Origin of the sequence: Faecalibacterium taiwanense (assembly GCF_036632915.2) — a bacterium.
Lineage (GTDB): Bacteria > Bacillota > Clostridia > Oscillospirales > Ruminococcaceae > Faecalibacterium > Faecalibacterium taiwanense.
The window spans coordinates 1,580,649-1,605,992 of record NZ_CP155552.1 but is presented as its reverse complement, the minus strand read 5'-3'; the positions used below and the strand labels follow the sequence as shown (position 1 = coordinate 1,605,992).

At 55.8% G+C, this 25,344-nt stretch carries 24 protein-coding genes, 1 tRNA gene, 2 other RNA genes, 1 pseudogene and 1 riboswitch; of the genes and pseudogenes, 6 read left to right on the top strand and 22 right to left on the bottom strand.

Annotated elements, in window-relative coordinates:
• Position 1 precedes the first annotated feature (1 nt).
• From PXT33_RS08030 to PXT33_RS07990, 9 genes and pseudogenes are all read right to left on the bottom strand, one after another.
• A pseudogene (locus PXT33_RS08030) lies at positions 2-1,350 on the bottom strand (uracil-xanthine permease family protein).
• A gap of 299 nt (positions 1,351-1,649) precedes the next feature.
• Positions 1,650-2,492, bottom strand: coding sequence for a sugar nucleotide-binding protein (locus PXT33_RS08025; protein ID WP_332376292.1), 843 nt, complete (start codon positions 2,490-2,492; stop codon positions 1,650-1,652).
• Positions 2,493-2,560: 68 nt separating this feature from the next.
• Positions 2,561-2,866: an AzlD domain-containing protein gene (locus PXT33_RS08020; RefSeq protein WP_005942135.1), complete on the bottom strand. Its 306-nt coding sequence runs from the start codon at positions 2,864-2,866 to the stop codon at positions 2,561-2,563.
• On the bottom strand, positions 2,856-3,641 hold the full coding sequence (locus PXT33_RS08015; RefSeq protein ID WP_332376291.1) for an AzlC family ABC transporter permease: 786 nt from the start codon (positions 3,639-3,641) through the stop codon (positions 2,856-2,858). Before PXT33_RS08015 ends, PXT33_RS08020 begins: the two co-directional genes overlap by 11 nt.
• A gap of 138 nt (positions 3,642-3,779) precedes the next feature.
• Positions 3,780-5,300, bottom strand: a complete 1,521-nt coding sequence (locus PXT33_RS08010; RefSeq protein WP_005942145.1) for an SPOCS domain-containing protein — start codon at positions 5,298-5,300, stop codon at positions 3,780-3,782.
• A gap of 118 nt (positions 5,301-5,418) precedes the next feature.
• The gene (locus PXT33_RS08005) at positions 5,419-6,840 is read right to left on the bottom strand and encodes an amino acid decarboxylase (RefSeq protein WP_332376290.1); all 1,422 of its coding nucleotides are present in this window, start codon (positions 6,838-6,840) and stop codon (positions 5,419-5,421) included.
• Entirely contained in the window at positions 6,837-8,288 is a 1,452-nt protein-coding gene (scfB, locus tag PXT33_RS08000; protein WP_165853647.1) for a thioether cross-link-forming SCIFF peptide maturase, read from the bottom strand. Before scfB ends, PXT33_RS08005 begins: the two co-directional genes overlap by 4 nt.
• Before the next feature lie 65 nt (positions 8,289-8,353).
• Positions 8,354-8,500, bottom strand: a complete 147-nt coding sequence (gene scfA / locus PXT33_RS07995; protein WP_005926683.1) for a six-cysteine ranthipeptide SCIFF — start codon at positions 8,498-8,500, stop codon at positions 8,354-8,356.
• Positions 8,501-8,622: 122 nt separating this feature from the next.
• On the bottom strand, positions 8,623-8,916 hold the full coding sequence (locus PXT33_RS07990; RefSeq protein WP_005942150.1) for a hypothetical protein: 294 nt from the start codon (positions 8,914-8,916) through the stop codon (positions 8,623-8,625).
• Positions 8,917-9,140: 224 nt separating this feature from the next.
• On the opposite strand from PXT33_RS07990, the gene PXT33_RS07985 reads away from it, so the two are divergent.
• Positions 9,141-9,214 (top strand) — tRNA-Gln (locus PXT33_RS07985).
• A 99-nt stretch (positions 9,215-9,313) separates the two neighbouring features.
• On the opposite strand, the gene PXT33_RS07980 is transcribed toward PXT33_RS07985, so the two are convergent.
• The 10 genes from PXT33_RS07980 to PXT33_RS07935 all read right to left on the bottom strand — a co-directional run bounded on the left by PXT33_RS07980 (position 9,314) and on the right by PXT33_RS07935 (position 18,911).
• A complete protein-coding gene (locus PXT33_RS07980; protein ID WP_294647459.1) occupies positions 9,314-11,071 on the bottom strand; it encodes a bifunctional UDP-sugar hydrolase/5'-nucleotidase in 1,758 nt (585 codons plus the stop codon).
• A 269-nt stretch (positions 11,072-11,340) separates the two neighbouring features.
• On the bottom strand, positions 11,341-13,113 hold the full coding sequence (locus PXT33_RS07975) for an oleate hydratase (protein ID WP_097775570.1): 1,773 nt from the start codon (positions 13,111-13,113) through the stop codon (positions 11,341-11,343).
• 268 nt (positions 13,114-13,381) lie between these two features.
• Positions 13,382-13,732: a transfer-messenger RNA gene (gene ssrA, locus PXT33_RS07970) on the bottom strand.
• Positions 13,733-13,802: 70 nt separating this feature from the next.
• The gene (gene smpB, locus PXT33_RS07965) at positions 13,803-14,285 is read right to left on the bottom strand and encodes an SsrA-binding protein SmpB (RefSeq protein ID WP_005941729.1); all 483 of its coding nucleotides are present in this window, start codon (positions 14,283-14,285) and stop codon (positions 13,803-13,805) included.
• A 102-nt stretch (positions 14,286-14,387) separates the two neighbouring features.
• Positions 14,388-14,987, bottom strand: coding sequence for a recombination mediator RecR (gene recR / locus PXT33_RS07960; RefSeq protein WP_005941730.1), 600 nt, complete (start codon positions 14,985-14,987; stop codon positions 14,388-14,390).
• A gap of 19 nt (positions 14,988-15,006) precedes the next feature.
• Positions 15,007-15,345 (bottom strand): YbaB/EbfC family nucleoid-associated protein, encoded by a 339-nt coding sequence (locus PXT33_RS07955; protein WP_097774953.1) that lies wholly within the window; start codon positions 15,343-15,345, stop codon positions 15,007-15,009.
• Positions 15,346-15,376: 31 nt separating this feature from the next.
• The gene (gene dnaX / locus PXT33_RS07950) at positions 15,377-17,242 is read right to left on the bottom strand and encodes a DNA polymerase III subunit gamma/tau (RefSeq protein WP_332376287.1); all 1,866 of its coding nucleotides are present in this window, start codon (positions 17,240-17,242) and stop codon (positions 15,377-15,379) included.
• 77 nt (positions 17,243-17,319) lie between these two features.
• Positions 17,320-17,418, bottom strand: an RNA gene (gene ffs, locus PXT33_RS07945) — signal recognition particle sRNA small type.
• A gap of 273 nt (positions 17,419-17,691) precedes the next feature.
• Positions 17,692-18,444 (bottom strand): ZIP family metal transporter, encoded by a 753-nt coding sequence (locus PXT33_RS07940; protein ID WP_165852537.1) that lies wholly within the window; start codon positions 18,442-18,444, stop codon positions 17,692-17,694.
• Between the two features lie 92 nt (positions 18,445-18,536).
• A complete protein-coding gene (locus PXT33_RS07935) occupies positions 18,537-18,911 on the bottom strand; it encodes an HIRAN domain-containing protein (protein ID WP_332376286.1) in 375 nt (124 codons plus the stop codon).
• Positions 18,912-19,468: 557 nt separating this feature from the next.
• Between PXT33_RS07935 and PXT33_RS07930 the strand changes: the two genes are divergently transcribed.
• Positions 19,469-19,744 (top strand): hypothetical protein, encoded by a 276-nt coding sequence (locus PXT33_RS07930; RefSeq protein ID WP_332376285.1) that lies wholly within the window; start codon positions 19,469-19,471, stop codon positions 19,742-19,744.
• 127 nt (positions 19,745-19,871) lie between these two features.
• Here the strand turns inward: PXT33_RS07930 and PXT33_RS07925 are convergent, their stop codons facing one another.
• Positions 19,872-20,444: a chromate transporter gene (locus PXT33_RS07925; protein WP_332376284.1), complete on the bottom strand. Its 573-nt coding sequence runs from the start codon at positions 20,442-20,444 to the stop codon at positions 19,872-19,874.
• Positions 20,441-21,013: a chromate transporter gene (locus PXT33_RS07920; protein WP_005941745.1), complete on the bottom strand. Its 573-nt coding sequence runs from the start codon at positions 21,011-21,013 to the stop codon at positions 20,441-20,443. The genes PXT33_RS07925 and PXT33_RS07920 overlap by 4 nt, the downstream gene beginning before the upstream one ends.
• A 108-nt stretch (positions 21,014-21,121) precedes the next feature.
• On the opposite strand from PXT33_RS07920, the gene PXT33_RS07915 reads away from it, so the two are divergent.
• Together PXT33_RS07915 and PXT33_RS07910 are read left to right on the top strand one after the other, a co-directional pair.
• On the top strand, positions 21,122-21,922 hold the full coding sequence (locus tag PXT33_RS07915; RefSeq protein ID WP_332376283.1) for an aspartate dehydrogenase domain-containing protein: 801 nt from the start codon (positions 21,122-21,124) through the stop codon (positions 21,920-21,922).
• A gap of 15 nt (positions 21,923-21,937) precedes the next feature.
• Positions 21,938-22,834, top strand: coding sequence for a D-isomer specific 2-hydroxyacid dehydrogenase family protein (locus tag PXT33_RS07910; RefSeq protein WP_207698185.1), 897 nt, complete (start codon positions 21,938-21,940; stop codon positions 22,832-22,834).
• Positions 22,835-22,874: 40 nt separating this feature from the next.
• Here the strand turns inward: PXT33_RS07910 and PXT33_RS07905 are convergent, their stop codons facing one another.
• Positions 22,875-23,411 (bottom strand): TIGR00730 family Rossman fold protein, encoded by a 537-nt coding sequence (locus PXT33_RS07905; protein ID WP_332376282.1) that lies wholly within the window; start codon positions 23,409-23,411, stop codon positions 22,875-22,877.
• A gap of 95 nt (positions 23,412-23,506) precedes the next feature.
• Positions 23,507-23,614, top strand: a riboswitch (TPP riboswitch).
• A gap of 56 nt (positions 23,615-23,670) precedes the next feature.
• On the opposite strand from PXT33_RS07905, the gene thiD reads away from it, so the two are divergent.
• Together thiD and PXT33_RS07895 are read left to right on the top strand one after the other, a co-directional pair.
• Positions 23,671-24,471 carry a bifunctional hydroxymethylpyrimidine kinase/phosphomethylpyrimidine kinase gene (thiD, locus tag PXT33_RS07900; protein ID WP_332376281.1) on the top strand — a complete coding sequence of 267 codons (801 nt, stop codon included), beginning with the start codon at positions 23,671-23,673 and terminating at the stop codon, positions 24,469-24,471.
• On the top strand, positions 24,464-25,144 hold the full coding sequence (locus PXT33_RS07895; RefSeq protein ID WP_347070278.1) for a TENA/THI-4 family protein: 681 nt from the start codon (positions 24,464-24,466) through the stop codon (positions 25,142-25,144). Before thiD ends, PXT33_RS07895 begins: the two co-directional genes overlap by 8 nt.
• Positions 25,145-25,344 lie beyond the last annotated feature (200 nt).

The window sequence follows — 25,344 nt, the reverse complement described above, 5'->3', positions numbered from 1 at the left end:
TTTATTCTGCCTTGTCATCCTTCGGCAGCAGCACATTCAGCAGGATCGCCACGAACGCAGCCGGAACGATGCCGGACTCGCCGCAGATCAGCTGTAAAGCGTGCGGAGCCTGTGCCAGAATGCCGCTGTTGGCACCCATGCCGTAGCCAACACCCAGAGCCACCGAGACGATGGTAAGCTGACGCGGGGTCATCTTTTCCTTGGTGATGAGCTGGATGCCGCTGACCACGATGGAAGAGAACATCATAACGGCAGCACCGCCCAGAACGGCCTGCGGCATAATGGAGATCAGTGCGCCGAGCTTGGGAATCAGGCCGCACAGGATCAGGAAGATGGCACCGGAGGCCAGAGCCATGCGGTTGACCACTTTGGTCATGGCCACCAGACCCACGTTCTGGCTGAAGGAAGTGTTGGGCAGTACACCGAACAGAGCCGCAAAGGAGGAGCCCAGACCGTCACAGATCACACCGCCGGACAGCTCTTTATCGGTGGGCTCACGATTCATGCCGCCCTCCATGACACCGGAGATATCACCCACGGTCTCAACAGCGGTAACAACGAACATGATCATCACCGGCATAATAGCGCGCATATCAAACACGATCTTGACCGGCATCAGCTTGGGAATGGCAAACCAAGAGGCCTGTGCCACCTTATTCCAGTTGAGCACCCATGCCTTGGTAAACTCTACACCATCGGCAGTGACACCGGTGGTGGGCAGCACCAGACCCATGACAAAGGCCGCAACGTAACCGGCCAGAATGCCGATCAGAATCGCGGAAGAGCTGAGGAAGCCCGTGGTCCAGTGCTTGAAGATCAGAATGACCACCAATACGAACAGGGCAAGCAGAAGATTTTCCATGGAGCCAAAGTCTTTTGCGCTGTTGCCGCCGCCAAAGGAATTGATGCCCACCGAGATCAGCGAAAGACCGATGGAAAGTACAACCGTACCGGTGACGACCGGCGGGAAAACTTGCGCAGAGGCTTGAGGAAGAAGCCCAGCACGCTTTCAAAGATGCCGCCGATGATGGATGCACCCATAATGGCACCATAGGCCAGCACACCGCCGCCCATGCTGCCGACAACACTGTTGAACACGCCGATAAAACCGGAACTGGTGCCCATGATGATGGGCACACTGCCGCCCACGGGGCCGATGGTGAACAGCTGCACCAGTGTGACCACACCGGCCACGAACATGGCACTCTGCAGCAGCGTGACCTGCAGATCTGCGAACTCACCACCCGCAATGCCGCAGGCACTGGTGATGATCAGCAGCGGGGTCAGGTTGCCCACAAACATGGCGCAGACATGCTGCAGACCCAGCGGGATGGCCTGTTTCAGGGACATTTTTGCGTCGAACTGATACGCCGACTCTTCGAGCTTGACTTCCTTCAAATGTTCCACTCTCCTCAAATCTTGACAAAAATCATTCTTTTCGACTGCTTTACCAAAAAAGCGGATTTATTATAGCAAAACTGCGTATCCTTGTAAATTAAGTATGACTTTTTCGTGAACGGCTGTTTCCCGCTGAGAAACACAAAAAGCAGGGCGCTTTGTGCGTTTTTTCCGCTTTGGTCGGAAGAATTTCGCGCAGAACTCCTGCTTTTTTGTTTTGTTTTATTTGATTTTTGTGCGATATGGAAATTTTACAGCGTTCTCAGCCCGTAATCTTTTAAACAGCGCTGGATGCCCTGCTGAGTGGTGTCGAACCGGATGCCGAAGCGTTCCAGTTTTGTGGTGTCCATCACAAGGTTCCGGCCCCAGCTTTCTTCCTCGATCTGCACAGCGATTCCCAGCGTTTCGGCAAACTGCCGGGCGGTGCATACCATGTTTTCAGCATTGCCGCTGCCAAAATTGTATACGCCGCCGGGCAGCGTCATGGCAGGCTCCAGATTTTCAATCACCTGCCGCACATAGGTCACGCCGCGGTGGTCGTTCCGGGAGAAGCGCAGAGCCTCTCCCTTCAGCGCGGCACGCAGAAGATTCAGCGGAAGATTGCCCCGGATGGGCAGCTCATAGCCGGGCAGGTCATACATCCAACTGGCACGCAGATGGACCGAGTCCGGGCAGAGCTCCAGCACACGCTGCTCTGCTTTCAGCTTGTATTGGCCGTAAATGTTTGCGGGATGCAGGGCCAGTGTTTCCGGCAGCGGCCCCTGCTGCTGCACACCAGCATAGACCTGATCCGAGCTGAATGCCACCAGCTTTGCCTTCGTCTGCTGCGCAGCCCGTGCCAGCCAGACTGGCAGCTCCACATTGGCACGGTAAGCTTCTGCCGGATGCTGCGCACAGTAACTGGTATCGGAAAGAGCGGCGGTGTGCAGGATCACATCCGGATGCAAAGCTTCCACCTGCGCACGGGTGAGAGCTTCATCGGCTGTACAGAAAAAGCCTTTTGGAAGGGCGCAAAGCTCGTACTTTCCCTGCCATTGCTGCAAAATGCGGGAGCCGACAAAGCCGCCTGCACCGGTGATAAGAATTTTTTTCATGATAATTTCCTCCTGCAGGGCAATGAAAAAGTGCCCAGCAGCATGACAGCCTGCCGGGCACAGAAATTTTAAAGGAACAGTTCCAGCACGAACACGACGGCACAGCAGGCCACAGATACCTGAAACAGGCTTGCGCCGAACCAAGCAGCTGCAATGCCTACCACCAGCGCCATGGCACCGGCAGCCGGGCTCTGGGTCGCGTTGACAATGGCCGGGAAGGTCATGACCGCCAGCGTCACATAGGGCACATAATACAGAAACGACTGAATGAAGCGATTTTTGATGGGCTTGCGGATCAGTGTGAGCGGAAGGATGCGGATGGCATAGGATACCAGCGCCATCACTGCAATGTAAATGTAATGATTATGCGTCATGCTCTTCCTCCTGCTCTTCTGGATTTACCGGAAAAAGAACTGCTGCAGCGCTGGAAATGAGCACTGTGAGCAAAATGGTGCGCGTGCCCTCCGAAAGAGCGGCGATACCCGGCAGGTAATTGCACACAAAGCTCAGTGCAAAGCTGATGGCAACAAGTGCAGCTACCACCCTGCTCTTACGCGCCGGAGGAATGATGATGGCAAGGAACATGCCGTAAAGGGCAACGCTCAGCGCACTGACAGCCCGCAGCGGCAGCAGATTGCCCGCAATGATGCCCAACGCCGTACCGATGGCCCAAGCCGGTGCCGCCAGCAGAATGGCACCGTAGGTATAATATGGGTTCAGGCTGCCGGGCCGTGCAATGGTGATGCCAAAAAGCTCGTCTGTCACATCATAACCGATGAGCAGCCTGTGCCAGAAGGGTGTGCCCGGCGCAAAGCGCTGGGCCAGTGCGCAGCTCATGAGCAGATAGCGCGCATTGGCAATCAGTGTGATGATGGCCACTTCCAGATAGGTCGCATTGGCCATGATGATGGCAAATGCAGCGTACTCGCCTGCCGAAGCGTTGTTCAGTAGGCTGACCAGAAAGCCCTGAAACGGGGTAAAACCTGCCCGGCGGGCCGCAATGCCCAGCGAGAAGGAAACAGCAAAATAGCCCAGCGCAATGGGAACGCCATCCCGCATGCCCTCACAGAAAATCTTTTTGCTGAAAGCCCAAACCGGCCTTTCTGCATTGACAAGCTCCGGGGCAAGGAGCTTACTTTTGGAATTCATCTTTGTTTTTTACTCCTTTCCTATTTCAAACACCGCTTTTTATTATACTCTCCCGCACACAGAGAAGGAAGGGCTTTTTCACTTTCTTTTCGGCACAAAAGGAAAACGCCGCCTGAAAAGGCAGCGTTCTTCGTCGATTTATGCGCCCGGCACCAGAAAATGCATCGCCTGCGGCAGGACCTGCGTACCGGCTTCCAGCCCATTTGCCGTCAGGATCTGTGCCGGTGACACATGGAACCGTCTGGCAATGCCGAACAACTCCTCCCCTGCCTGTGCATAGTAGATGCGCAGTGCGATCTCCGGGTCCGGAGTCGTCAGCGGTTCGCCCAGCTCAATGCTGCCGATGCCCGAATGTGTGCTCCGGCAGAGGATGGCTCCTTCGGCACGGGCGGTGACCGTCACTTCCAATGTGCCGCCAGTGCAGCTGCACTGGATGTTCTCGGTGCTCAGCCAGCATTCCGGGCTGAACTGTGCACCCGGCGGGGCTTCTACTGCAAGCGGAAAGACAAGCTCCAGTGTTTTTTCGTAGCTTTCCAGTTCAGCAAGACTGTTCTCGGCAAAGGCGGTAGCAACGGCACGCACCGTAAAGGCCCAGCCGTCGCGGTAAGGTGTTACCTGCGCCGGTCCATAAGACACAAAGCAGGCGCGCAGTTGAGCATCCGCATCTGGCAGCGGCCCGGAGGCCGTGGAAGATGCTGTCTCGTTCAGCATACAGGCAAGATCTTCTGCTGCCAATTCCTGCGGCGTGACGGCGGTTTCAAACTGCGTAGAAAAGGCATCCGCTACGTATTGCAGCTGGCAGGGCCGCCATGCGTGCAAATGCATCATCACGCTGGCTGTCAGTTGGCCGCTGGCTTCCTGTTCGCCCTCCGCAAGGGCAAAGCCCACCGGCTCCAGCACGCACATGCATCTGCAGTCCTCTGCTACGCCTTCCAGATCCACCACCTGATTGAACGGCAGGGATGCCGCCTGACTTTGCAGGCTGCTTTCACCTTCCGCGCGCCAGGCGCATTGGGCACGTACCTCGCCCTTGACCACTGCCTTGCCCGCCAGCAGCTTTACCTCCCGCACGGCGGCGCTGCCGGTAATATCCAGAATGGCTGCGGGCGGCTTTGCAAACACAAGCTCCCCTTCCACAGTGACCAGCTTTTCCAGCACCGCGGTGCTGCGCACGCCGTTCAGCGTCTGCAATTTCTGTTCAATGCCGCCATCGGCCAGCGCTGTGATTAGTTCCTGTTTATCCTGTGTATGGATAGTAACCACAAGACCATAGGCTCCGCGCACCTCGATGCGGTGCGGGTTTACTGCCCGGCAGTTGAGGTATTCGGTCTGCCCTTCTACCATGGCCATCCAGCTGGTGAAGGAGAATTCCGGCACCTCCAGCTGCTTTGTAAACGGCAGCTTCTGCTCGGTCTGGCAAAGCCCGGCCCCGTCCTCGCCCTGATAAAACACAGTGCAGCGCAGATAGCCTTCCAATGTAAGCCGCCCGGGCTGCAGCTGCTTTTGCAGCACCACCGGTTTTGCAAAGCATTTGACCAGCTTGAACACCGGCGGAAGATAATCTGAAATCAGGATCTCGGTTTCCAGCGGAAGTTCTGCCTTGACGGTGCAGCTCGTGCCTGCCTGCGGCAGCGTATCCCGAAAGATCTTCAGTTCCATGCAGTGTGCTCCTTTCCCTGTCCGTCTCTACTGGAAAAGTATGCACATGCTTTGCAGGATATGCGCGCAAAAAAGGCACCGTGCAAAACACACGATGCCTTTGGGCCTTTTGAAACAATCAGATCGTTTTGCGCAGGACAGCCGCCTGCATTACATGGTATTTCTGCATCAGCCGGACGGCAGCCGGTGTGATCTTCTCGCCGCTGACCACAATGGGGATCGCAGGCGGGCAGGAAACCGTCGGCATAGCGCAGATACGCCCCACCGCCTGCTCTGTGGGCACCTGCTCCTGCGGGGCAAACACGGCCTGCCGGATGCTGCAGCAGGTGTGCAATTCGTGTTCCAGCTCCAAAAGCTCACGATCGTTTTTTTCCGAGAGCGGGAACGGTCCTGTAAGGTTTTCCACAATGTGGAGAACGGCAGAAGTCAGCCGTTCAAAGTCCTGCGGCGGATTTGCCGGGGTGAACATCAGCACAACATAGCGCGGGTCGGCATATTCGCACTCGACCTTTGCGCAGCGCAGCGCTTCTGCAAGCTCTGTGCCGGTCATGCCCAGTGTAGCAGCATCCAGCGTGACCTTGAGAGGTTCGCTTTCCAGTGCCAGCGGCTCCGGGCAGTGTTTTGCCGCAGCGGCTTCGTTCAGCTCCCGGCGCAGGCGGGTCAAATATCCGCAGCACTGCAAAAGCCGCAGCGGATAACCCTCCGACAGAACCTGATTGCATTTGTCCAGCGACTGCAAGATCAGGTAAGACGGACTGGTGGAACCAAACAATGCCAGTGCATTGCGCACAGCGGCTTCGTCCTGAATGGGGGCATTTTTGCCCAGATGCAGGTATGCGCCGCCAGTGACAACGGGCAGCGTTTTATGGCCGGAGTCGCAGCACATGGCCGCGCCCAGCGCAATAGGATGCTGACCGCCCTGCGGCAGAAAACGCAGGTAAGCACCGTGGGCATTATCCACCAGAAGCGGAACGCCAAAATCCTTGCACACTTCGGCCAGCGCTGCAATATCCTGCACACCGCCCAGATAATCCGGACTGGTGATGTAGACGCCAAAGGGCTTCCTGCCCTGCTGTGCCAAACCCTGCAGAGCACCTGTCAGCTTTGCAGCTGACACCGGGCAGCTGCAAAGTGCACCGGCATCCTGCGGCGCAGGCCAGAGCCACTGGATATCAAAATCCAGCAGCGCCGCCGCATACAACAGCGCTTTGTGAGCGTTGCGCGCTGCCAGCAGGACCGGGCGCTGTCCGGCTGCGGGCGCAGCCTGCAGTGCAAGGCACAGCATTGCACGGATGCACTGGGACGAGCCCTCTGTGCTGTAATAGGTATGCACCGTGCCGAACAGCCGGGTAGCGTTGGCTTCGCTCTGGGCAATGATGCCGTCAGCCCCATACAGTTCATCCGCACCCTTTATTTCGGTAATGTCCCACGGCTCAAAGCCCAAAAGGCTCTGGCCCTTGTGGCCGGGCATATGCAGCCGCGAGGTGCCGGACTGTGCGTAACGGCGCACAAAATCCACAATAGGCGTGGTCGTGCTCATTCGCAGGCTTCGCCATCAGCACAGGCGTTACAGGTAGAACCAAGCTCAATAGGCACCTCGATGCCCTTGGCGGCAAGTTCCTGATTCTCAGCGACCTTGATCATGATAGCGCATTCCATTCGCTTTTTGAACAGCTCGCAGCCGTACTCATACACACCGGTAATGTTGCCGGTAGCGTGGTAGGAGTTTGCTGCACAGCCGCCGGAGCAGTACAGCTTTGCCCAGCAGTTCTGGCACTCCTTGCGGGCATAGGCGTTGCAGTGCTTGAACTCATCGCGCACGGCAGTGTTCGTAACGCCCTTCCAGATATCGCCCATCAGGTACTTGGGGTCGCCCACAAACTGGTGGCAGGGGTACAGATCGCCCCAAGGAGTAACAGCCATGTACTCCGTGCCGGAGCCACAGCCGGAAATGCGCTTGTAGATGCAGGGGCCGCCGGTGAGGTCAATCATGTAGTGGTAGAAGGTAAAGCCGCGGCCCTCGCGGTTGCGCTTGATCATTTCCTTGGCAAGGATCTCGTACTGTTCCTTCAGGATGGGCAGATCTTCCTCGGTCAGGGCACTGGGATCGCCGGGCTTAGACACCACAGGCTCCATGCTCAGCTCAGTAAAGCCGAGGTCGGCCATGTGGAAGATATCGTTGGTGAAGTCGGTGTTGTAGTGGGTGTAGGTGCCGCGCATGTAGTAGTTCTTGTCGCCGCGCTTCTTCACGAACTCCTGGAACTTGGGCACGATGGTATCGTAGCTGCCATGGCCTGCATAGTCCTTGCGGAAGCGGTCGTTGACCTCTTTGCGGCCATCCAGACTCAGAACGACGTTGTGGCACTCCTTGTTGCAGAAATCGATCACATCGTCATCGATCAGCATACCGTTGGTGGTCATGGTAAAGCGGAAGTTCTTGTTGTGGATCTTCTCCTGCTCACGGCAGTAGGCCACCAGCTTTTTGACCATATCAAAGTTCATCAGCGGTTCGCCGCCAAAGAAGTCCACCTCAAGGTTGCGGCGGGTGCCGGAGTTTTCGATCAGGAAGTCCATGGCACGCTTGCCCACTTCAAAGCTCATCAGCGCACGGTCGCCCTGATAGCGGCCCTGCGAAGCAAAGCAGTAGGAGCAGTTCAGGTTGCAGGTGTGTGCAACATGCAGGCACAAGGCCTTGACCACGGTGTTGCGGTTTTTAAAGTCGAAAGCCATATTCTCATAGGTATCCGGGGTCCACAGCTTGCCTGCTTCCTTCAGGTTGGTCACATCATCGATGCACTGACGCAGATCTTCCTCCGTGACATCCTCGCGGTCTCCATACTTTGCCATCATAGCCGAAACGATCTCGTCAGCAGTATGCTCCGGGTACATGGCAATGATATCGTATGCAACATCGTCCACCACATGCACCGAGCCGCTGCAGGTGTCCAGCACGATGTTATAGCCGTTCAATTGATACTGGTGTACCATTTTACTCTCCATTCCAATTATACAAAAAAATGCCGCCCGGCAAAGGCGGCAGGGGGTTGCAAAAATTACTTGTTGCTGTTCTCGCACTGCTGGTTAGCCACGCCGCAGGAGGTCTTGCAAGCGGACTGGCAGGAAGTCTGGCACTCGCCGCAGCCGCCGGTCTTAACGCTCTTGGTCAGGTCACGAGTAGCAATGGTCTTAATACGTTCCATAATAGAAAACCTCTCTAGCTCTCAAAATTTCATCGCGCCGGACAAAGCCCAGTACGCATTTATCTTTGCTTATGATAACACGCAAGGGGCTTTCTGTCAAGATTTTTATGCTGCCAACCTGTTCAAACCTGTCCAGCAGGCTGATACTTCGTCAGGACGGTGTGCAGCCCCAGCTCCCGCGCCCTGGCCAGTAAGTACCGGTAGCGGCACAAAAGCGCCTGCCGCTCGTAAATGCGCTGCTCGATCAGGTCTGTATCCACCTCCAGATCAAACATCATCTCATTGCGCCGCAGGCAGAACAGACATTCCTTCAGCTCTTCTTCCAGTTCTGGGTGATAACGTTCGTGCTCGGTATCCCGCGGGATGCGGCTCGAAAGCAAAGTTTGGGTGTTCTGGGCATGGGTTCGTTCCAGCATAGGCCGTCCTCCTCTTCTTTGTGTATCTTGAAGGTTTGTACATTTTAGTATATGAAGAGACCGGTGCAGAATATGCCAGTTTATGGTAAAGCAGAAACTTCTCCGCTGGTGCGCGCATTTTAAAAAAGTTTGCAATTTTTTCAAAATCACGCTTGACAAGTATCACTTTTCCGCGTATAATAGCACACGTTGAGCGGCTCATACTGCGAAACGCAATCGAATATTGGGGATTTGCATAGTGGTAGTGCGGTAGACTCTGACTCTACTTGTGGGAGTTCGATTCTCTCATCCCCAACCAAAAGCCATCCGGTTTATGCCGGATGGTTTTTTTGTTCTATATTGTTATACAAAAACAGCGTACCGTCTTTGCGACGGTACGCCCATTTTTATGCAGTTATTACAGAATGCTGATGCGGCCTGCGCCGTAGGGATTCTCGTAATCCAGCAGATAGCCCGGGTAATCGGCCAGCGGGCTGTTTGCGGTGGTCAAATGCGGCAGACCCTCTGCATCTACACCGCCAAAGGTCATGGCATAGGTAGACATCACAAGGTAATCCTCAGACACATAGTCCTTGATCAGCTCTGCGCCATCAAACATGGCAAAGCCATCGCCCAGATTGCGCAGAGTGTAGTTCATGCCAGCCAAAGCGTAGGTCTTGCCCTCGTCCAGCGGTTCATAAGTACCGGAAGCCTTGTTGTAAATCTTCACGTTCTGCACGCGCGGAGTGCCGGTGGCACTGCCAATCCAGACATTCTTCTCGTCGGTCTGCACGGTGTTGGGGATATCGGCGTGGATCTCGTAGGAAGCGCCTGCCACATGCAGGAAGCCGCCGTTCTCCTTTTCCGTTCCGGCAAAGCGGGCTGCAAACTCCAGTGCATCCTGGATCTGCTTGCCGGTGACAGACATCAGACAGGCCACATTGCCAAACGGGCTGACCTGCTTGCAGGTCTTGAAGGTCCAGTAGCCGGCTTTCTCATCGGCGCGGATGCCGCCGCCGTTCATGATAGCGATGTCACAATGCAGCTGTTCCACCTCATTGAAGTAGGAGTAAATGCCGTCGGCCACGAAGTCGCCGAGATTCGTCTCTGCCATGCGGATGCGGCGCTTGCCAGTCTCGGGGTCGGAGATGTAGAAGTTCGTATCGGCAACAGCGATCTTCTCACCCAGCATGTCGTCCACAGAAGCGACCCATGCGTTCTGGATATCGGCAACGGCACTGTCGGAACCTTCGTAAGAGGAGATCAGACGGGTGGCAATGGAGCCGTCAGCCTTGATGGTCATTTCACCAACATTTGCAAAATAAGAGCCAGTCTGGGTAAGGGCGACAGCCTTGCCGGACAGATCCTTCACCCACTCACACTCCATCTTGGTGTGAGAATGGCCGTCGATGAATGCATCGAAGCCGGAGGTGTGCTCGATGACTTCCTTGCTGGTCCAGGGCGAAGAGGAAGGATCAACGCCCAGATGGCCCAGACCGATCACGTAGTCAGCCAGAACCTTGGCCTTATCAATGGACTTCTGCACAGCCTTGTACAGCTTCTGGCCGTCGTCACCGCCCAGAATATCATAGATATAGCGGCTCTGGCTCTTATCCATGAAGTAAGCCGGAGTAGACTTGGTGAAGGTCTCGGGCGTGGTGATGCCCACAAATGCGATCACGCGGCCACCGATGGTGAAGTATTTGACATCCGGCAGAACGCGGTTGCCCAGCGGCAAATTGACCCAGTTGCTGGAGAGGTACGGGAAATCTGCCTCAGCCATTACCTCTTTTGCACGGGCCATGCCGTAGTCGAATTCATGGTTGCCGGGCGTAGCAACATCGTAGCCAGCGGCGTTCATCAGCTGGATGATGGATGCACCTTCGTCCATGGAACCATATGCGGTACCCTGAATATGGTCGCCCGCATCTACCAGCAGGACATTTTTGCCTGCATCCTGATAGCTCTTTTTCAAAGCTGCGATGGCAGCATAGGTCAGTTCCGGCGATTTTTTGTCGATATAAGTATGAACATCGTTGGTGTACAGGATCGTAATGTCCTTAAAGCTGCCGGGGTAACATGCAGACGCAGCGGGTGCGCCCAGACTCACGGCAGCAACGGCCGTAGTGACACCTGCGGCTTTCAGGAAGCTGCGGCGGGAGATAAGCTGTTTCATGGAAAAACGACCTCCTCTTAAAACTCTCTTTTGTTTTTATCGGGCGCACAGAACCAGCCCGACGCTTGTTATATTAAGCATAACACACAAAACACCCAAGAACAACCCGGAATCGCACAATTTGTTCATAATTCACGGTACTAAGTCACACTTTTTGTGCAACATTATTCCTTTTCGGGGCAAAAAACAGCCCGCATCTGCAGCCAGTCGTTGACTGCAAAAGCGGGCTGTTTTCAAAGGGGATTTAAAAATGGATCAGAGCAACGAGCTCAAATCGCATTGTATTCCTTGAGGAATTTCTCAAGGTCGGTACCCTCGATCTTTTTCAAAGCTTCCTTCATGGCAAGGCGCGGGATGAGCGGCAGATCCATGTCGGTGATCTTCTTGCCGTCGCGCAGCTTGACCGTTGCATCGATCAGGGCACGTACATCATAGGTGCTGCCCCAGACCTCGGGCACACCGCGGTCGATGTCCAGCAGGGTGTACACAGCTTCCATACCGGTGCGCATGGAGTATTCGGTGGTGAAGATGGTGTCACGGCCGGTCTCGGCGAACTGACCCAGGAAGGCAAAGTTGACAGCACCCTCCGGCACGATATCAGGACGGTCGCCCATCGCACGCGGCATAAAGAATGCATCGATATACGGCATCATGACCGGGATGGTGTTGGCACTGTGCTCGGCCAGCTCTTCGATCTGATCCTCGGGCACACCGATATGGTACAGCCACTCCATGCACAGTTCCTTGCCGGTGCAGTCGCGCATGGCCTTTTTGACGTAGTTGCCGGGCTTATCACTGAACAGGCCGTAGACCCAGACGCACAGCTGGTTCTTGGGCTGGTCTCGGAACTGCTGCTGACGGTTCAGCGTCCAGCTGAGCAGCCAGTTGGAGTCCTTAACGGTGACGATGCCGCCTGTGACGGTGTGGCCACTGAACGGGTCACGCTTGCAGATCTTCTGGATATACTGCGGGATCTTGTCGTCCAGCGTAGTGATGGTGGCGCTTTCCCAGTTGGAATGTTCGGGGTCGGAGCAGAACTTTTCAGGATTGCCGAATGCGGGGTCCTGTGCAGCGATCTTCTTCCACAGATCCCAGCCGTTGCCCGGCTTGATGGTGGGATCAAAGCCTGCTGCCTTGTCCTGTGCGCCCATCGTGCAGCTTTCCACGCAGCCGCCGTTGGTGATGAACAGCAGATCATTTTCGGTCAGGTCAATGGAGCTGATCTCACCTGCGTGCTCCACAACCACGCTGCTTGCCTGCTTGCGCTTGCCATTGATATCAAATTTCACGTCCACGACCTTGGTCTCATAGTGGAACTGCACGCCGTGGTCCTTCAGGTAAGTGACCATGGGCAGGATGATAGATTCATACTGGTTGTAGCGGGTAAAGCGCAGGGCGGTGAAATCCGGCAGACCGCCGATATGGTGGATATAACGCTTGAGGTAGAGCTTCATTTCCAGAGCACTGTGCCAGTTTTCAAAGGCAAACATGGTGCGCCAGTACAGCCAGAAGTTGGAGTTCAGCACTTCATCATCAAAGAAATCGGTGATCTTCTTATCCTGCAGCTGCTCGTTGGGGGTGAAGAAGAGCTTCATGATCTCCATAGCACCCTTATCAGACAGGCCGAACTTGCCATCGGTGTGGGCATCCTCGCCGCGGTTGACGGTAGCACGGCACAGTGAATAGTTGGGGTCTTCCTTGTTCAGCCAGTAGTACTCATCCAGCACACTGGCACCCTCGGTCTCCAGAGACGGAATGGAGCGCAGCAGATCCCACATGACCTCGAAGTGGTTATCCATCTCGCGGCCACCGCGCATCACGTAACCGATATCGTATTTGTAGCCGTCGCAGGCACCGCCGGGGATGGGGTCTTTCTCAAACACATGCACATGCTCGCCCTTCATCTGGCCGTCACGCACCAGATAACATGCAGCTGTCAGTGCGGCCAGACCGGAACCAATGATATATGCAGATTTATGATCGACACCCTCCGGCTTTTTAGGAGTTGCAAATGCTTCATAGTTGCCACTGGAATAGTACATAGAAAAGCCTCCCTGCTTTTTATTGCTTTTTTCGGCATCCTTGCGCCGTCCTTATGGCAACAGTATACCCCGCGCCGCCGCAGCAGACAACAAACAAACTTTAGCGGGTGTATAAATTTTATACAATCATTCTGTTTTGCTGGAAATACGTACAAATTGTGACAAAAGCCGCCCTAATAGCGAATCGTTCTGTGATATAGAGTGCTTTATAAACCAGTTTCAGCAAAAAGAAAAGCACCCAGAAACAAACGTTTCTAGGTGCTTTTTGTGGTGGAGGCGATGGGAGTCGAACCCATGTCCGAAAAGAGTTCAGTGTAGGTATCTCCGGGTGCAGGCGATCTACAACATTCCCGCCGCGCCACGCCGATCGTCAGGCTAGCGCATTGGTAGCTTCATGAGTTCCTGCCGGTCCGCAAAGCTTAAGTCCGTTCAGGTGCTGTGTCTAAAGGACGCCCCGACCCCACACGACACAAGAGTGGGCGGAACGCGCAGCACTCAGGCTGCGAGCAACTGAGAATTGTTATTGTCAGTTAATTTTTTTGGAGGAGTTATAGAGCAGTTCCCCCACTGCTACCCGCTGCCCAGACCTCGCTCTCCCCGTCGAAACCTTTACGCCCCCTTATAAAGCACACCTTGCGGTGTGCAGAAAGCTTTGAAAAAGTTCCGCTTCAGGAAGCGGTCTGAAAAGATCAATAGTATTTGCCGTTGGACTTCATGGCACGGTCAATGGAACGCTTTGCATCGCGCTGGGCGGCATCGGCACGCTTATCGTAGAGCTTTTTGCCTTTGCAAAGGCCCACTTCCATTTTCACGCGGCCATGTTTGAAATAGAGCGAAAGCGGCACAAGGGTATATCCCTGCAGCTTGCACTGCTGATGCAGCCGCCGGATCTCACTTTTGTGTGCCAGCAGGCGCCGGACGCGCATCGGATCCTGATTGAACATGTTTCCGTGGTCGTAGGGACTGATATGCATTCCCTTTACCAGCAGTTCACCATCCTCAATATCGACCCAGCTGTCTTTCAGGTTGACCCCTCCGGCACGCAGGCTCTTGACCTCCGTACCTTTCAGTTCAACGCCGGTTTCCAGCGCTTCCAGAACGAAGTATTCATGGCGCGCTTCACGGTTTGTGGCAATGGTTTTTGTTGCCGGACGCTCCTTAGTGGGTGCCATTCCGCGCGCCTCCTTTCTCCATTGTGGTTTGTTGTATCAGTATACCATTTTTTTATGGTTTTGCAAGGGCTGTTTTTGAAGAAACTGTAAATTTTTCCCAATTCACAGCTCACCGCGGCCAGAAAGTGCACGGTACAAAGTGGTCTCGTCAGTGTATTCCAGGCTTGCGCCCACCGGCAGGCCATAGGCCAGACGTGTGGTCTTGATGCCCAGAGGCTTGATAAGCTTTGCCAGATACATGGCGGTGGCTTCACCCTCCACCGTGGGGTTCATGGCCATGATGACCTCTTTCACCTTGCCGTCGCCCAAGCGGGCCAGAAGTTCCTTGACGCACAGCTGTTCGGCAGTAATGCCGTCCATCGGGCTGAGCAGACCGTGCAGCACATGGTACAAGCCGTGATACTCCCTTGTGCGTTCAAACGCCTGCACATCGCGGGGCGTTTCCACCACGCAGATCACAGAAGGGTCGCGTTTTGCACTGGCACAGATGGGGCAGATATCCGCTTCTGTATAATTCTGGCAGATACGGCAGCGATGGAGCTTGGTGTGGGCACCCTGAATGGCTCCCGCCAGTGCGGCGGCATCTTCGTCCGACATGCTCAGCACCTGATACGCCATGCGGGTAGCGCCCTTGCGCCCGATCCCCGGGAACTTGCTGAATTCTTCGATCAGCTTTTCCAGCGGGGCAGCAGTATAGCCCATGTTCTTCCCTCCTGCCGGATCAGAGACCGGGGATGTTCATGCCGCCGGTCAGCTTGCCCATTTCAGCTTCGGCAGTTTCGTCCACCTGCTTGACGGTTGCGTTGATGGCAGCAGCCACCATATCTTCCAGCATTTCAACATCATCCGGGTCCACAGCCTCGGGCTTGATGGTGATGGACAGCACTTCGTGCTTGCCGTTCATCTTAACAGTGACCATCTCACCGGCAGCGCTGCCGGTGTACTCGGCAGCTTCCAGCTCGGCCTGTTTGGCTTTCATATCTTCCTGCATCTTCTGTGCCTGACGCATGAGGGCGTTCATATCGGGGCGGCCAAAGCCTGCGGGCATTCTTGCTTTCATAATCGTTTCTCCTTATTGATGCAATGTATTTTTATGATCTCGTTTTCCTTGCGGAATCCTCAATGGACACATCCAACCCCAGCTTTTCCAGTGCACGAAGCGACTGCTCTGCGTTGGAGACCGTTTTGCCAGCGCTCTTTGGTTCATAGGGACCAATGGGCACCACCGTACCGGACACATCCTTGATCAGCTTTTTGATCAGGCGCTGGCTGTCCTTGTTGGCGCGGATAAAATCGCGGAAGGTCTTGCCGCCGTCGATCAGCACGCGGGTGCCATCAAAGTAAGCCTTGGACTTGCGCAGATAGGTGTAGAGCATGGGATCTTTTTCCTGCAGCTGCTGTACCACCTGCGGCCAGTACGGATACAGCACAGTCCCTTCCTGCCCGGCATCCTGTGGCTTTTCCGGCACAGGCTTTGCAGCGGGCGTGGGTGCAGGTTTGGGCGGTTCTGGCTGTGGAACAGGTTCCAACTCTGCCGGCACGGGTGTAGCTGGCTGTGCGGCCTGCGCGGCAGGCTCGTCCCAAGGCAGCATTCCAGCCTGCTGCACGGGCGGTTCCTCCGGCAGCGGCGGCAGCTCTTCGGTCTGGACGGGTGAAGTCTGCTCTACAGATATTTCCGACGGCACGGAAGGTTCTGCCTTTACAGGTTTCGGTTCCGCTGCAGGCTGCACCACAGGAACGGACGGTATTGGCGGCTGGGGAGTCGGAGCGCTTGCAAAGGGCTGCACAGCAGTTGCCGAGGCAAACGGCTGCGGCGCTGCGGGTTGAGCTGCAGCACGGACAGGCGCGGCCTGCACAGGAACTGCCTGCGGCTGCTGGGGCGGTTCGGATAAGCCAAATAGTGCAAGTTCCAGCTCGATCCGCTGGTCGCTGCCGCGGGTCATATGTTCCAGCGCACTGCCCAGCGCACGGATGGCACGAATGGCCTCCCGCTGGCCCAGCTGCGGGCCTTTTTCCAAATACAAAGCCTCCTCCTCCGGCGAAACGCCGGACAGAAGGCTCTGCCCGCCCGGCAATGCTGCCAGCATCAAAGCACGATAATGCGCGATCAATTCCTCTGTCAGACGCTTGACATCCACAGACTGCTGGCGAAGCTGTGCCAGCTGGGCCAGTGCTGTGGCACCGTCCTGCGCTTCCAGTGCGTCCGAAATGCGGAACAGATAACTGCGGTCGGTCACACCTGCCATGCGGCGCACCACATCGGCATCGATTTTCGCCGTAACGCCTGCGCAGGTATCCAGAATGGACAACGCATCGCGCAGTGCACCGTCGGCCAGACGGGCGATCAGTTCCGCACCGTCCGGCGAAAGCTCCAGTTTTTCCTCACCTGCAATGTATTCCACCCGGCGGGCGATATCCTCCGGCCCGATGCGGGTAAAATCGTACCGCTGGCAGCGGGAAAGAATGGTGGCGGGCACCTTCTGGATCTCAGTGGTTGCCAGAATAAAGATGACGTGGGCAGGCGGTTCTTCCAGCGTTTTGAGCAGCGCATTGAATGCCGCTGTGGACAGCATGTGCACCTCATCGATGATGTATACCTTATATTTACAGGCGCTGGGAGTGTAAGCTGTTTCGTCGCGCAGGTCGCGGATATCGTCCACACCGTTGTTGGAAGCCGCATCCATCTCCACCACATCCAGAATGCTGCCGTTATCGATGCCTTTGCAGATCTCACACTCGCCGCAGGGGTCTCCATTGACCGGATGCAGGCAGTTGACTGCCTTTGCAAAGATCTTGGCGCAGGTGGTTTTGCCGGTGCCGCGCACACCGGTAAACAGGTAGGCATGGCCCACACGGTTTGCCGTGATCTGGTTTTTCAGCGCAGTAACAATGGCCCGCTGGCCTACCACATCCTCAAAACGCTGCGGTCTCCATTTGCGGTACAAGGCACGGTACATGGTTCTCTCCCCTTTCCTGCAAAATAAAAAGGACAGCGCTGACGGGGTTTTGTCCCCGCCTTGCGTAACTCGGCATACGGATGCAGGCTTACTGAAACGCACGAACGCACTGCTTAAGGCTGCTTGGTTCCCCACCTGACCTGGTTCACAGCGAATCCATCGTACAGGACCCGCATCCGTATGCCGAACCACGCAGCAGGCGCTGTCCGACACATCCTTCTGAATGCCAGAATATTGTACCATAAACGCAGGCAGATTGCAAGGGGTGGGAGGTATCATTTCACGGCCCACGCATGAAACGATCAAATAGGATAGCCCAAAGTCAGAAAATGTGATGGTCTCTAAAATCCAAAAAGCGCAGTACATTCTCTGCGCTTTCGCGTTTTGTACTGCGCTTTGCTTTTATCCTGTTATTTTAACGGCATTGATTTTGCAGCAGCCCTTTTTTCTTACAATGCCACATCCAGCGCCATCATCAGCGCAAATCCCAGCACGATGCTTACAACACCGGCAGGCTCGTCGCCCTCCACGGCCTGCGGGATCATCTCCTGTGCGGTCACGCACACCATGCAGCCCGCCGCTGCGCTGAGCAGCCACGGAAGCGCAGTACTGACCCATTCGGCCAGAGCAAAGGCAAGCAATGCCCCCAACGGCTCTACCAGCCCGGAAGCCGCTCCCGCAAAAAACGCCTGACTGCGGGTGCGGCCGTTATGGGCCAGCGGCAGGCTGACTGCTGCACCTTCCGGGATATTCTGCAGGCCGATGCCAAGGCTCAGCGCCAGTGCACCGCTGATGGCATCCGGCTCCCCGGTCAATGCCAGTGCAGCGGCAAGGCCCGCCACCATACCCTCGGGCAGGTTGTGCAATGTTACAGCCAGCACCATACGTCCGCCGTGCCCGGCCCCGCCTGCCAGCAGTTGCCCGGCAAACTGTTCCACCTGCAAAAGGCCCACTGCGCCCAGCACAAGCCCCACTGCCGATGGGATCCATGCCGGAAGCGGCAAAGTCTGTCCGCGCTGGATAGCAGGCAGCAGCAGGCTCCACACACTGGCCGCCAGCATGATGCCCGCTGCCATGCCGCACAGGATGCGCTGCGTGCAGGGCCGCGACTGCCGCCGCAGCAAAAACACGCCTGCTGCCCCCAGTGTAGTGCACGCCGCCGGGAACAGCAGTACCCACGCAGTGAAAACGATCTGGTTCACGATACATTCCCCCTTTGCCCGGTGTATGTGCGCCGAAGCAAAAAGGTGCAGAAAAGCCCGTCACACAAAATACAGTGTGACGGGCTTTTCTGTCAGAATGCGATTGCATCTTCTTCGTTGCCAAAGGGCAGACCCGTAGCCGGATCGACCGGCGGCAGGCCAGCCTGCCTCATATCCGCCGCCTTTACGCTGCATACCACCGCATTGGCAAGCACATACTTCACCTTTGCGGTGGCAGCAGCGCCGATCTTATCATAAATGCGGCCTGCGCTGTAACAGTCGCCCAGCACGGTGTGAGTGCTGTTGGCCACATAACCCACCTTGCCCAGACCCGGCAGTTCTGCGCGGATGGCTTCGCGGTCAAAGTCATTCTCCGGCTCCTTGACCAGCTTTACCTTCTGGCCTACTGTAAACGGCTGAGTGCCGAAGCGGTAGTTGAGTCCGGTCAATGTAACATAGTACTTCATCTTTATTTCCTCCAAAACACATGTTTTATTTTCAGGGAACCCGTTCATCCCCTGCTGTGTCTGTATTATCCACTTTTTATGTCCAATAAAAATCACTTTCAAATAGCACTTGTCATTTTTTGATATTTTTGTTCAGGTTCGCTGCACAAAGTTTACCATCTTTTCTTTCTCCGCAGGTCAACTGTCAGGTGACAAATGGTTCTTTTCCGTTTCCGGAGCCGCATCATCCTCACTTTTGCATTTCTTTATTTCTCTTTAGGGAACATGCATTCCCGTCTTAATTCAAGGGAACAAACAATGAAAGAAATTACAAAGTGATTACAACGCGGTAAAAAATTCTTTCCTGAGTTTCTCTGCGCTTCGATCAGTTTAACAAAAACTCTTTGACTTTTAGCGATAAATTATAACAAAATCGTAGATTATCATTGAAATCTCACTTCTTAGCCAAAAAGCTCTTGATTTTTTCGCAAAAAAGACTAGAATATCCACTTGCAGAAAGGCACTTCCTGTAGGGCCTTCTGCAAAATACATTTGCGTATGGCAAGGAGATTTTAGATATGAAACTCAAGAATGTTTGTGTTGCTGTTGTTGCTCTGGCTCTGGCTGTTGGCATGACCGCTTGCGGCGGTTCTGCTTCCTCCACTGCTGCATCCTCTTCCGAGGCTGCTTCTACCAGCACTTCTGTTGCTGCTGAGGCCGAGGAGAGCGCTTCTTCCGCTGTTGCAGAGGAGAACGGTTCTTCTTCTGAGGCTGCTTCCAGCGAGGCCGCTTCTTCTGAGGCCACTTCTTCTGAGGCTGCTTCCAGCGAAGCTGCTTCTTCTGTTGCAGCTTGATCGCACAGCGCCTAAATTCCAATAAAAGCTGAAGCCGGGCACAGGGAGCCATGAGTTTTCCTGTGCCCGGCTTTTTACAACAAAACGCACCGGATCGTTCAACGAGAACCACCCGGCGCGTTATTTTTTATGCTCCCCAGAACAGGATGCCCAGCCCTGCGGAAATCAGGATCATGAGAATGGGGGATGGTGCCTTGCCGTTCCTTTTGCGGCACAGCAGATGCAGCGCCCACAAAAGTACAAACACTGCAATGGAGCGCGCATCCGGTACAAAGTCGGTGCTGCGGCCCGCAAAGCCCAGCAGTGTGGAAAGTGCCATATTGATTGCCGTTGCAAGGATCATCGCCACCACACAGGGACGAACGCCGCCAAGAACTGCGTTGACTCCCGCATACTTCATCAGGTTCTGCAGCACCGATGCAACGAGCAGGATAATGACAAAAGACGGCAGCACCACACCCAGCGTGGCGCACAGCGCGCCCCAGAAGCCGCCCTGTGAAGAACCAATGAAGGTGGCCATATTGATGGCCAGCGGGCCGGGTGTGGACTCTGACACCGCAATAAAGCTGAGGAATTCGCCTTCCGTCAGCCAGCCGTGTCCTAAGACCGTTTCCCGCACCAGCGAGATCATCCCGTAGCCGCCGCCGAAGGACAACGCACCGATCATGAGGAAATTCCAGAAAAGTTCTGCATAGATCACGGCTTCTTCTCCCCCTTCCGCAGCTGCTGTACTGCATACACCAGCAGCCCGGCCGCACCGCTGAACAGGATGTAAAAAATGGAAGAGAAGGACACTGCTGCAATGGAACAGCCCACCATCGCTGCCGCAACCGTGGTCAGGATGACAATATTGAAGACGCTGTGTTCCAGCTGCTTCAGCATTTTCAGGCCCGCCGAGAGGATCAGATAGATCACACACACCTGAATGCCGTGGAACGCACTTGCCACCACCGACAGGCGGAGGAACTGGTCAAAGAACAGCGAGATCAGATAAATGACCGCGAAGGACGGGAGACACACCGCCACCGTGGACGCTGCCGCACCTGCCGTACCCTCGATCTTGTAGCCGATATAGGTGGCACTGTTCACCGCCACCGGGCCGGGCGTAGACTCCGCAATTGCCACCATGTCCAGAAATTCTTCTTTTGTTACCCACTTTTTCTCTTCTACAAACTCATTTTGCAGCAGGGCTACCATGGCGTAGCCGCCGCCAAACGTGAACGCTCCAATTTTGAAAAACGTCCAGAAAAGCTCCTTTGTTTTCGACATAGCCTTCTCCTTTCTTGCACCTTATTATATCATTTTTTGTTTTGATATGATATACTTTAATGGAATATGCTGCTTTCTTTGGAAAAAGCAGAAAAAGGAGTTTAGGATATGAAAACAAAATTTGGTATCGTAGGCTGCGGATTTCTGGGCAACATTGTGGCCGATGCATGGAAGAACGGTCTGCTGCCGGACTATGAGCTGGTGGGCGTGACCAGCCGCACCCGTGCTTCGGCGGAAAAGACCGCCGAAACGGTAGGCTGTCCCGTCTGCGATGATGTGGATGCTCTGCTGGCGCTGGAGCCGGAGTACATCGTGGAGACCGCTTCGGTGGAGGCTGTGCGCGCCATGGCTGTGCCTGTACTGAAAAAAGGCGTGAATCTGGTCATTATTTCCATTGGTGCCTTTGCGGACCTTGATTTTTACGAGCGGGTCAAGGCCGCTGCCGTGGAGGGCGGTGCCAAGGTGCATCTGGCAAGCGGTGCCATTGGCGGCTTTGATGTGCTGCAGACCGTCACCCTGATGGCCGAGGCGCAGAAGCTGGCCGAGACGGCAGGCATTGAGACCCACACCGGAGCCAAGGGCTTCCGCAACACGCCGGTATGGGCCGACCACCTGCTGACCGATACCGAAAAGACCACCGTGTTCACCGGCAATGCCAAGCAGGCCATTGCCACCTTCCCCCGCCGCGTGAATGTGGCTGTTGCCACCTCGCTGGCCACCACCGGCCCGGAGATCACCGGCGTGACCATGCACTCGGTACCCGGCTGGGTGGGCGACGACCACTGCATCACCGCCGAGATCGAGGGCGTGAAGGCCGTGGTGGATATCTGCTCTTCCACCAGCGCCATTGCCGGTTGGAGCGTAGTTGCCCTGCTGCGCAACCTCTCCTCCCCCGTATGCTTCTATTAAAGGAGGGCTTTGCAGATGTTCAACAAACTGGTGGCCATTGAGCCGGTAAGCCTGATTCCTTCCGCCGAGGAAGCGCTGCATCAGTACGCAAAAGAAGTGGTGCTGTACCGCGATATCCCGGCCAGCGATGACCAGATCGTGCAGCGCATCGGAGATGCCGATGCTGTGCTTCTGAGCTACACCTCCCGCATGGGCAAAAATGTGATCGAGCGCTGCCCGAATATCCGTTACATCGGCATGTGCTGCAGCCTGTATTCTGAGGAAAGCGCCAATGTGGATATCGCCTACGCCCGCACCCGCGGCATCAAAGTGCTGGGCATCCGGGACTACGGCGACCGCGGCGTTGTGGAGTACGTCCTGCATGAGCTCACCGGCATCCTGCACGGTTTTGGGATGCCCATGCTGCGGGACGAGCCGGTGGAGATCACCGGGCTGAAGGCAGGCATCATCGGGCTGGGTGTGTCCGGCAAAATGATCGCCGACGCGCTGCAGTTCATGGGTGCCGACATTGCCTATTACAGCCGCACCCGCAAGCCGGATGCCGAAGCTGTGGGCATGGCCTATAAGCCGCTGGCACAGCTGCTGACCGAGAGCGAGGTGGTGTTCACCTGCCTGAACAAAAATGTCCTGCTGCTGGGCAAGGACGAATTTGCACAGCTGGGCGCAGGCAAGGTACTGTTCAACACCTCCATCGGCCCGGGCTTTGACTCTGCTGCTCTGGAACAGTGGCTTGCTCTGCCGGGCACCCACTTCTTCTGTGACACCCGTGCCGCTGCCGGCCCGGTGGGTGAAGACTTCTTTGCCCGTGAGAATGTGCATTGCGCGAATGTTTCTGCCGGACGCACCAAGCAGGCTTTTGTGCTGCTGAGCCAGAAGGTGCTGGCAAATATCCGCACTGCACTGGGAGAATGATATAAAAAGGAAACGCTTCCCGGCCGGGGAAGCGTTTCCTTTAGGCTTTATTCAAAATTGTTGTGATCTCTTCCAGATTCGCCGCAAATCGGATGCCCTGCTGGCGCTGCGGCGTGGAAAGGCCTTTCTCGATCATTTTGGCAAGCAGTGCTTTCAGGCTGTCGTAGTAGCCGTTCAGATCATACAGAATGCAGGGCGCGTCCAACTGGCCCAGCGAGACCTTGGACATTACCTCTGCGATCTCTTCCAGCGTGCCGGTACCGCCGGGGAATGCGATGAAGGCATCGCCCAGCTCGATCATCTTCGTCTTGCGCTCGGTCATGTCCTTGGTGACGATCAGCTCGGTCAGGCCATCGTGCTGCAGCTCCTGCTGCACAAAGAACTGCGGTTCCACACCGGTCACCGTGCCGCCTGCGTCCAGTGTGCTCTGGGCAAGCTGGCCCATCAGGCCGCTGCGGGAGCCGCCGTACACAAGGCGGTGCCCGTTTGCACCGATCCAGCTGCCCAGTTCCCGGACAGCTGCCGCCAGCGCAGGATCATTGCCCGCATTTGCTCCAAGATAGACCGTGATGTTCATGGTATTTCCCCCTTTGTTTTTTCCATTTTACCACGCAGCGGGCCGATTGAAAAGGGCCATCCCCTTGCAAATGCAGCGGCACTGTGGTATTCTTGAACGCAGAAAAAGGGAGCCTGCAAAAGCAGGCTGAGAGTGGGCTGTTTGCCCAGACCTGTGACCTGATTTGGACAATGCCAACGTAGGGAGATACTGCTGCTTCAAAGTGCGGAGGTGCCTCCTTGCGGGCATTTCCGCATTTTTTGCAAAGGAAGTTGTAACCATGAAAACTGCATTGACGATTGCCGGCAGCGATTCCAGCGGCGGTGCTGGCATTCAGGCCGATATCAAAACCATGACTGCAAACGGCGTGTACGCCATGAGCGCTATTACCGCACTGACTGCCCAGAACACCACAGGTGTGACCGGCATTTTTGAAGCCACGCCCGAATTTCTGGCACAGGAGATCGATGCCATTTTTACCGACATCTACCCGGATGCCGTCAAGATCGGCATGGTATCCTCGGCAGAGCTGATCGGTGTGATCGCCGAAAAGCTGCACACCTACGGCGCAAAGCATATCGTGGTGGACCCGGTGATGGTTGCCACCTCCGGCTCCAAGCTGCTGCGGGACGATGCCGTGCAGGCACTGACCGAAAAGCTGCTGCCCATGGCAGAGGTGGTCACCCCCAACATTCCGGAGGCTGAGATCCTTTCCGGCATGAAGATCACCGATGCGGCCGGAATGGAGGCCGCTGCAAAGCTGATCAGCGAGAAATACCACTGTGCCGTGCTGTGCAAGGGCGGCCACCAGATCAACGATGCCGACGACCTTCTGTGGCGGGACGGCTGCGGCAAATGGTTCCGCGGCAAGCGCATTGCAAACCCCAATACCCACGGCACCGGCTGCACCCTATCCAGCGCCATTGCGTCCAATCTGGCAAAGGGCTATGATCTGGATGCATCTGTGGAGCGCGCAAAGGCCTACATTTCCGGCTGTCTTTCTGCCATGCTGGATCTGGGCCATGGCTCCGGCCCCATGAACCACATGTTTGCACTGAAGGGAGAGTTTGTGGGTGAGTGAGCAGACCTTTGTGCAGCAGCTGGTGCAGGAAAGCCTGCCCGTGTGGGAGAAATGCCTGCACTCAGAATTTCTGGAAAGACCCCTTGCGGATGGCACACTGGATGAAGCCTGCTTCAAGGGCTACATCGTGGAGGACAGTCTTTACCTGCGGGAATATGCCAAGGTGTTTGCCTGGGGCATGACCAAGGCAAAGGATATGCAGACCATCCGCACCTACTATTCCCTGCTTTCCTTCGTGAATGAGAGCGAGGATGCAGCCCGCCTGCACTATCTCAAGCACTTTGGACTGACCGATGAAGGCATCCAGAGCCTGCCGCTGCGGCCGGAGAACCGTGCCTATGTGGACGCTATGATCGAAGCCGCCAAAAACGGCGAGGGCGCAGCCGAGTGCATGATGGCCTGCCTGCCCTGTATGCTGAGCTATGGCTGGATCTTCCAGAAACTGCTGGAAGAAAAGCCTTCCGTGCAGGATACCCTTTATGGTGCACTGGTGGTGGACTATGCTGACAAGGGCTATGAGGCGGCCTGCCGCGACTGGGCCGCGTTTGCAGAAAAAGTCTGCGAAGGCCTGAGCGACGAGCGCCTTGCCCGCTGCCGCGAGATCTTCCATGCCTGCTCGGAGCACGAGCTGAACTTCTGGGCCATGGCAGCTTCCCCGCGCAGTGACCTGTAATTTTTCCTAAAATATAAAATGCACCCGGCCTGTGGGCAGAACCGCAGCAACCGGGTGCATTTGTTTTGTTCAGGTTTTCGTGGCCGCAACCACAGGCATGAGCCTTAGTGCCGGAAACAAGGGAGCCCTAAAACAAAAACTCCCCCGGCTCTTCTGCCGAGGGAGTGGAAAAGAAAAACGCCCCTAACAGAAGAACTCTC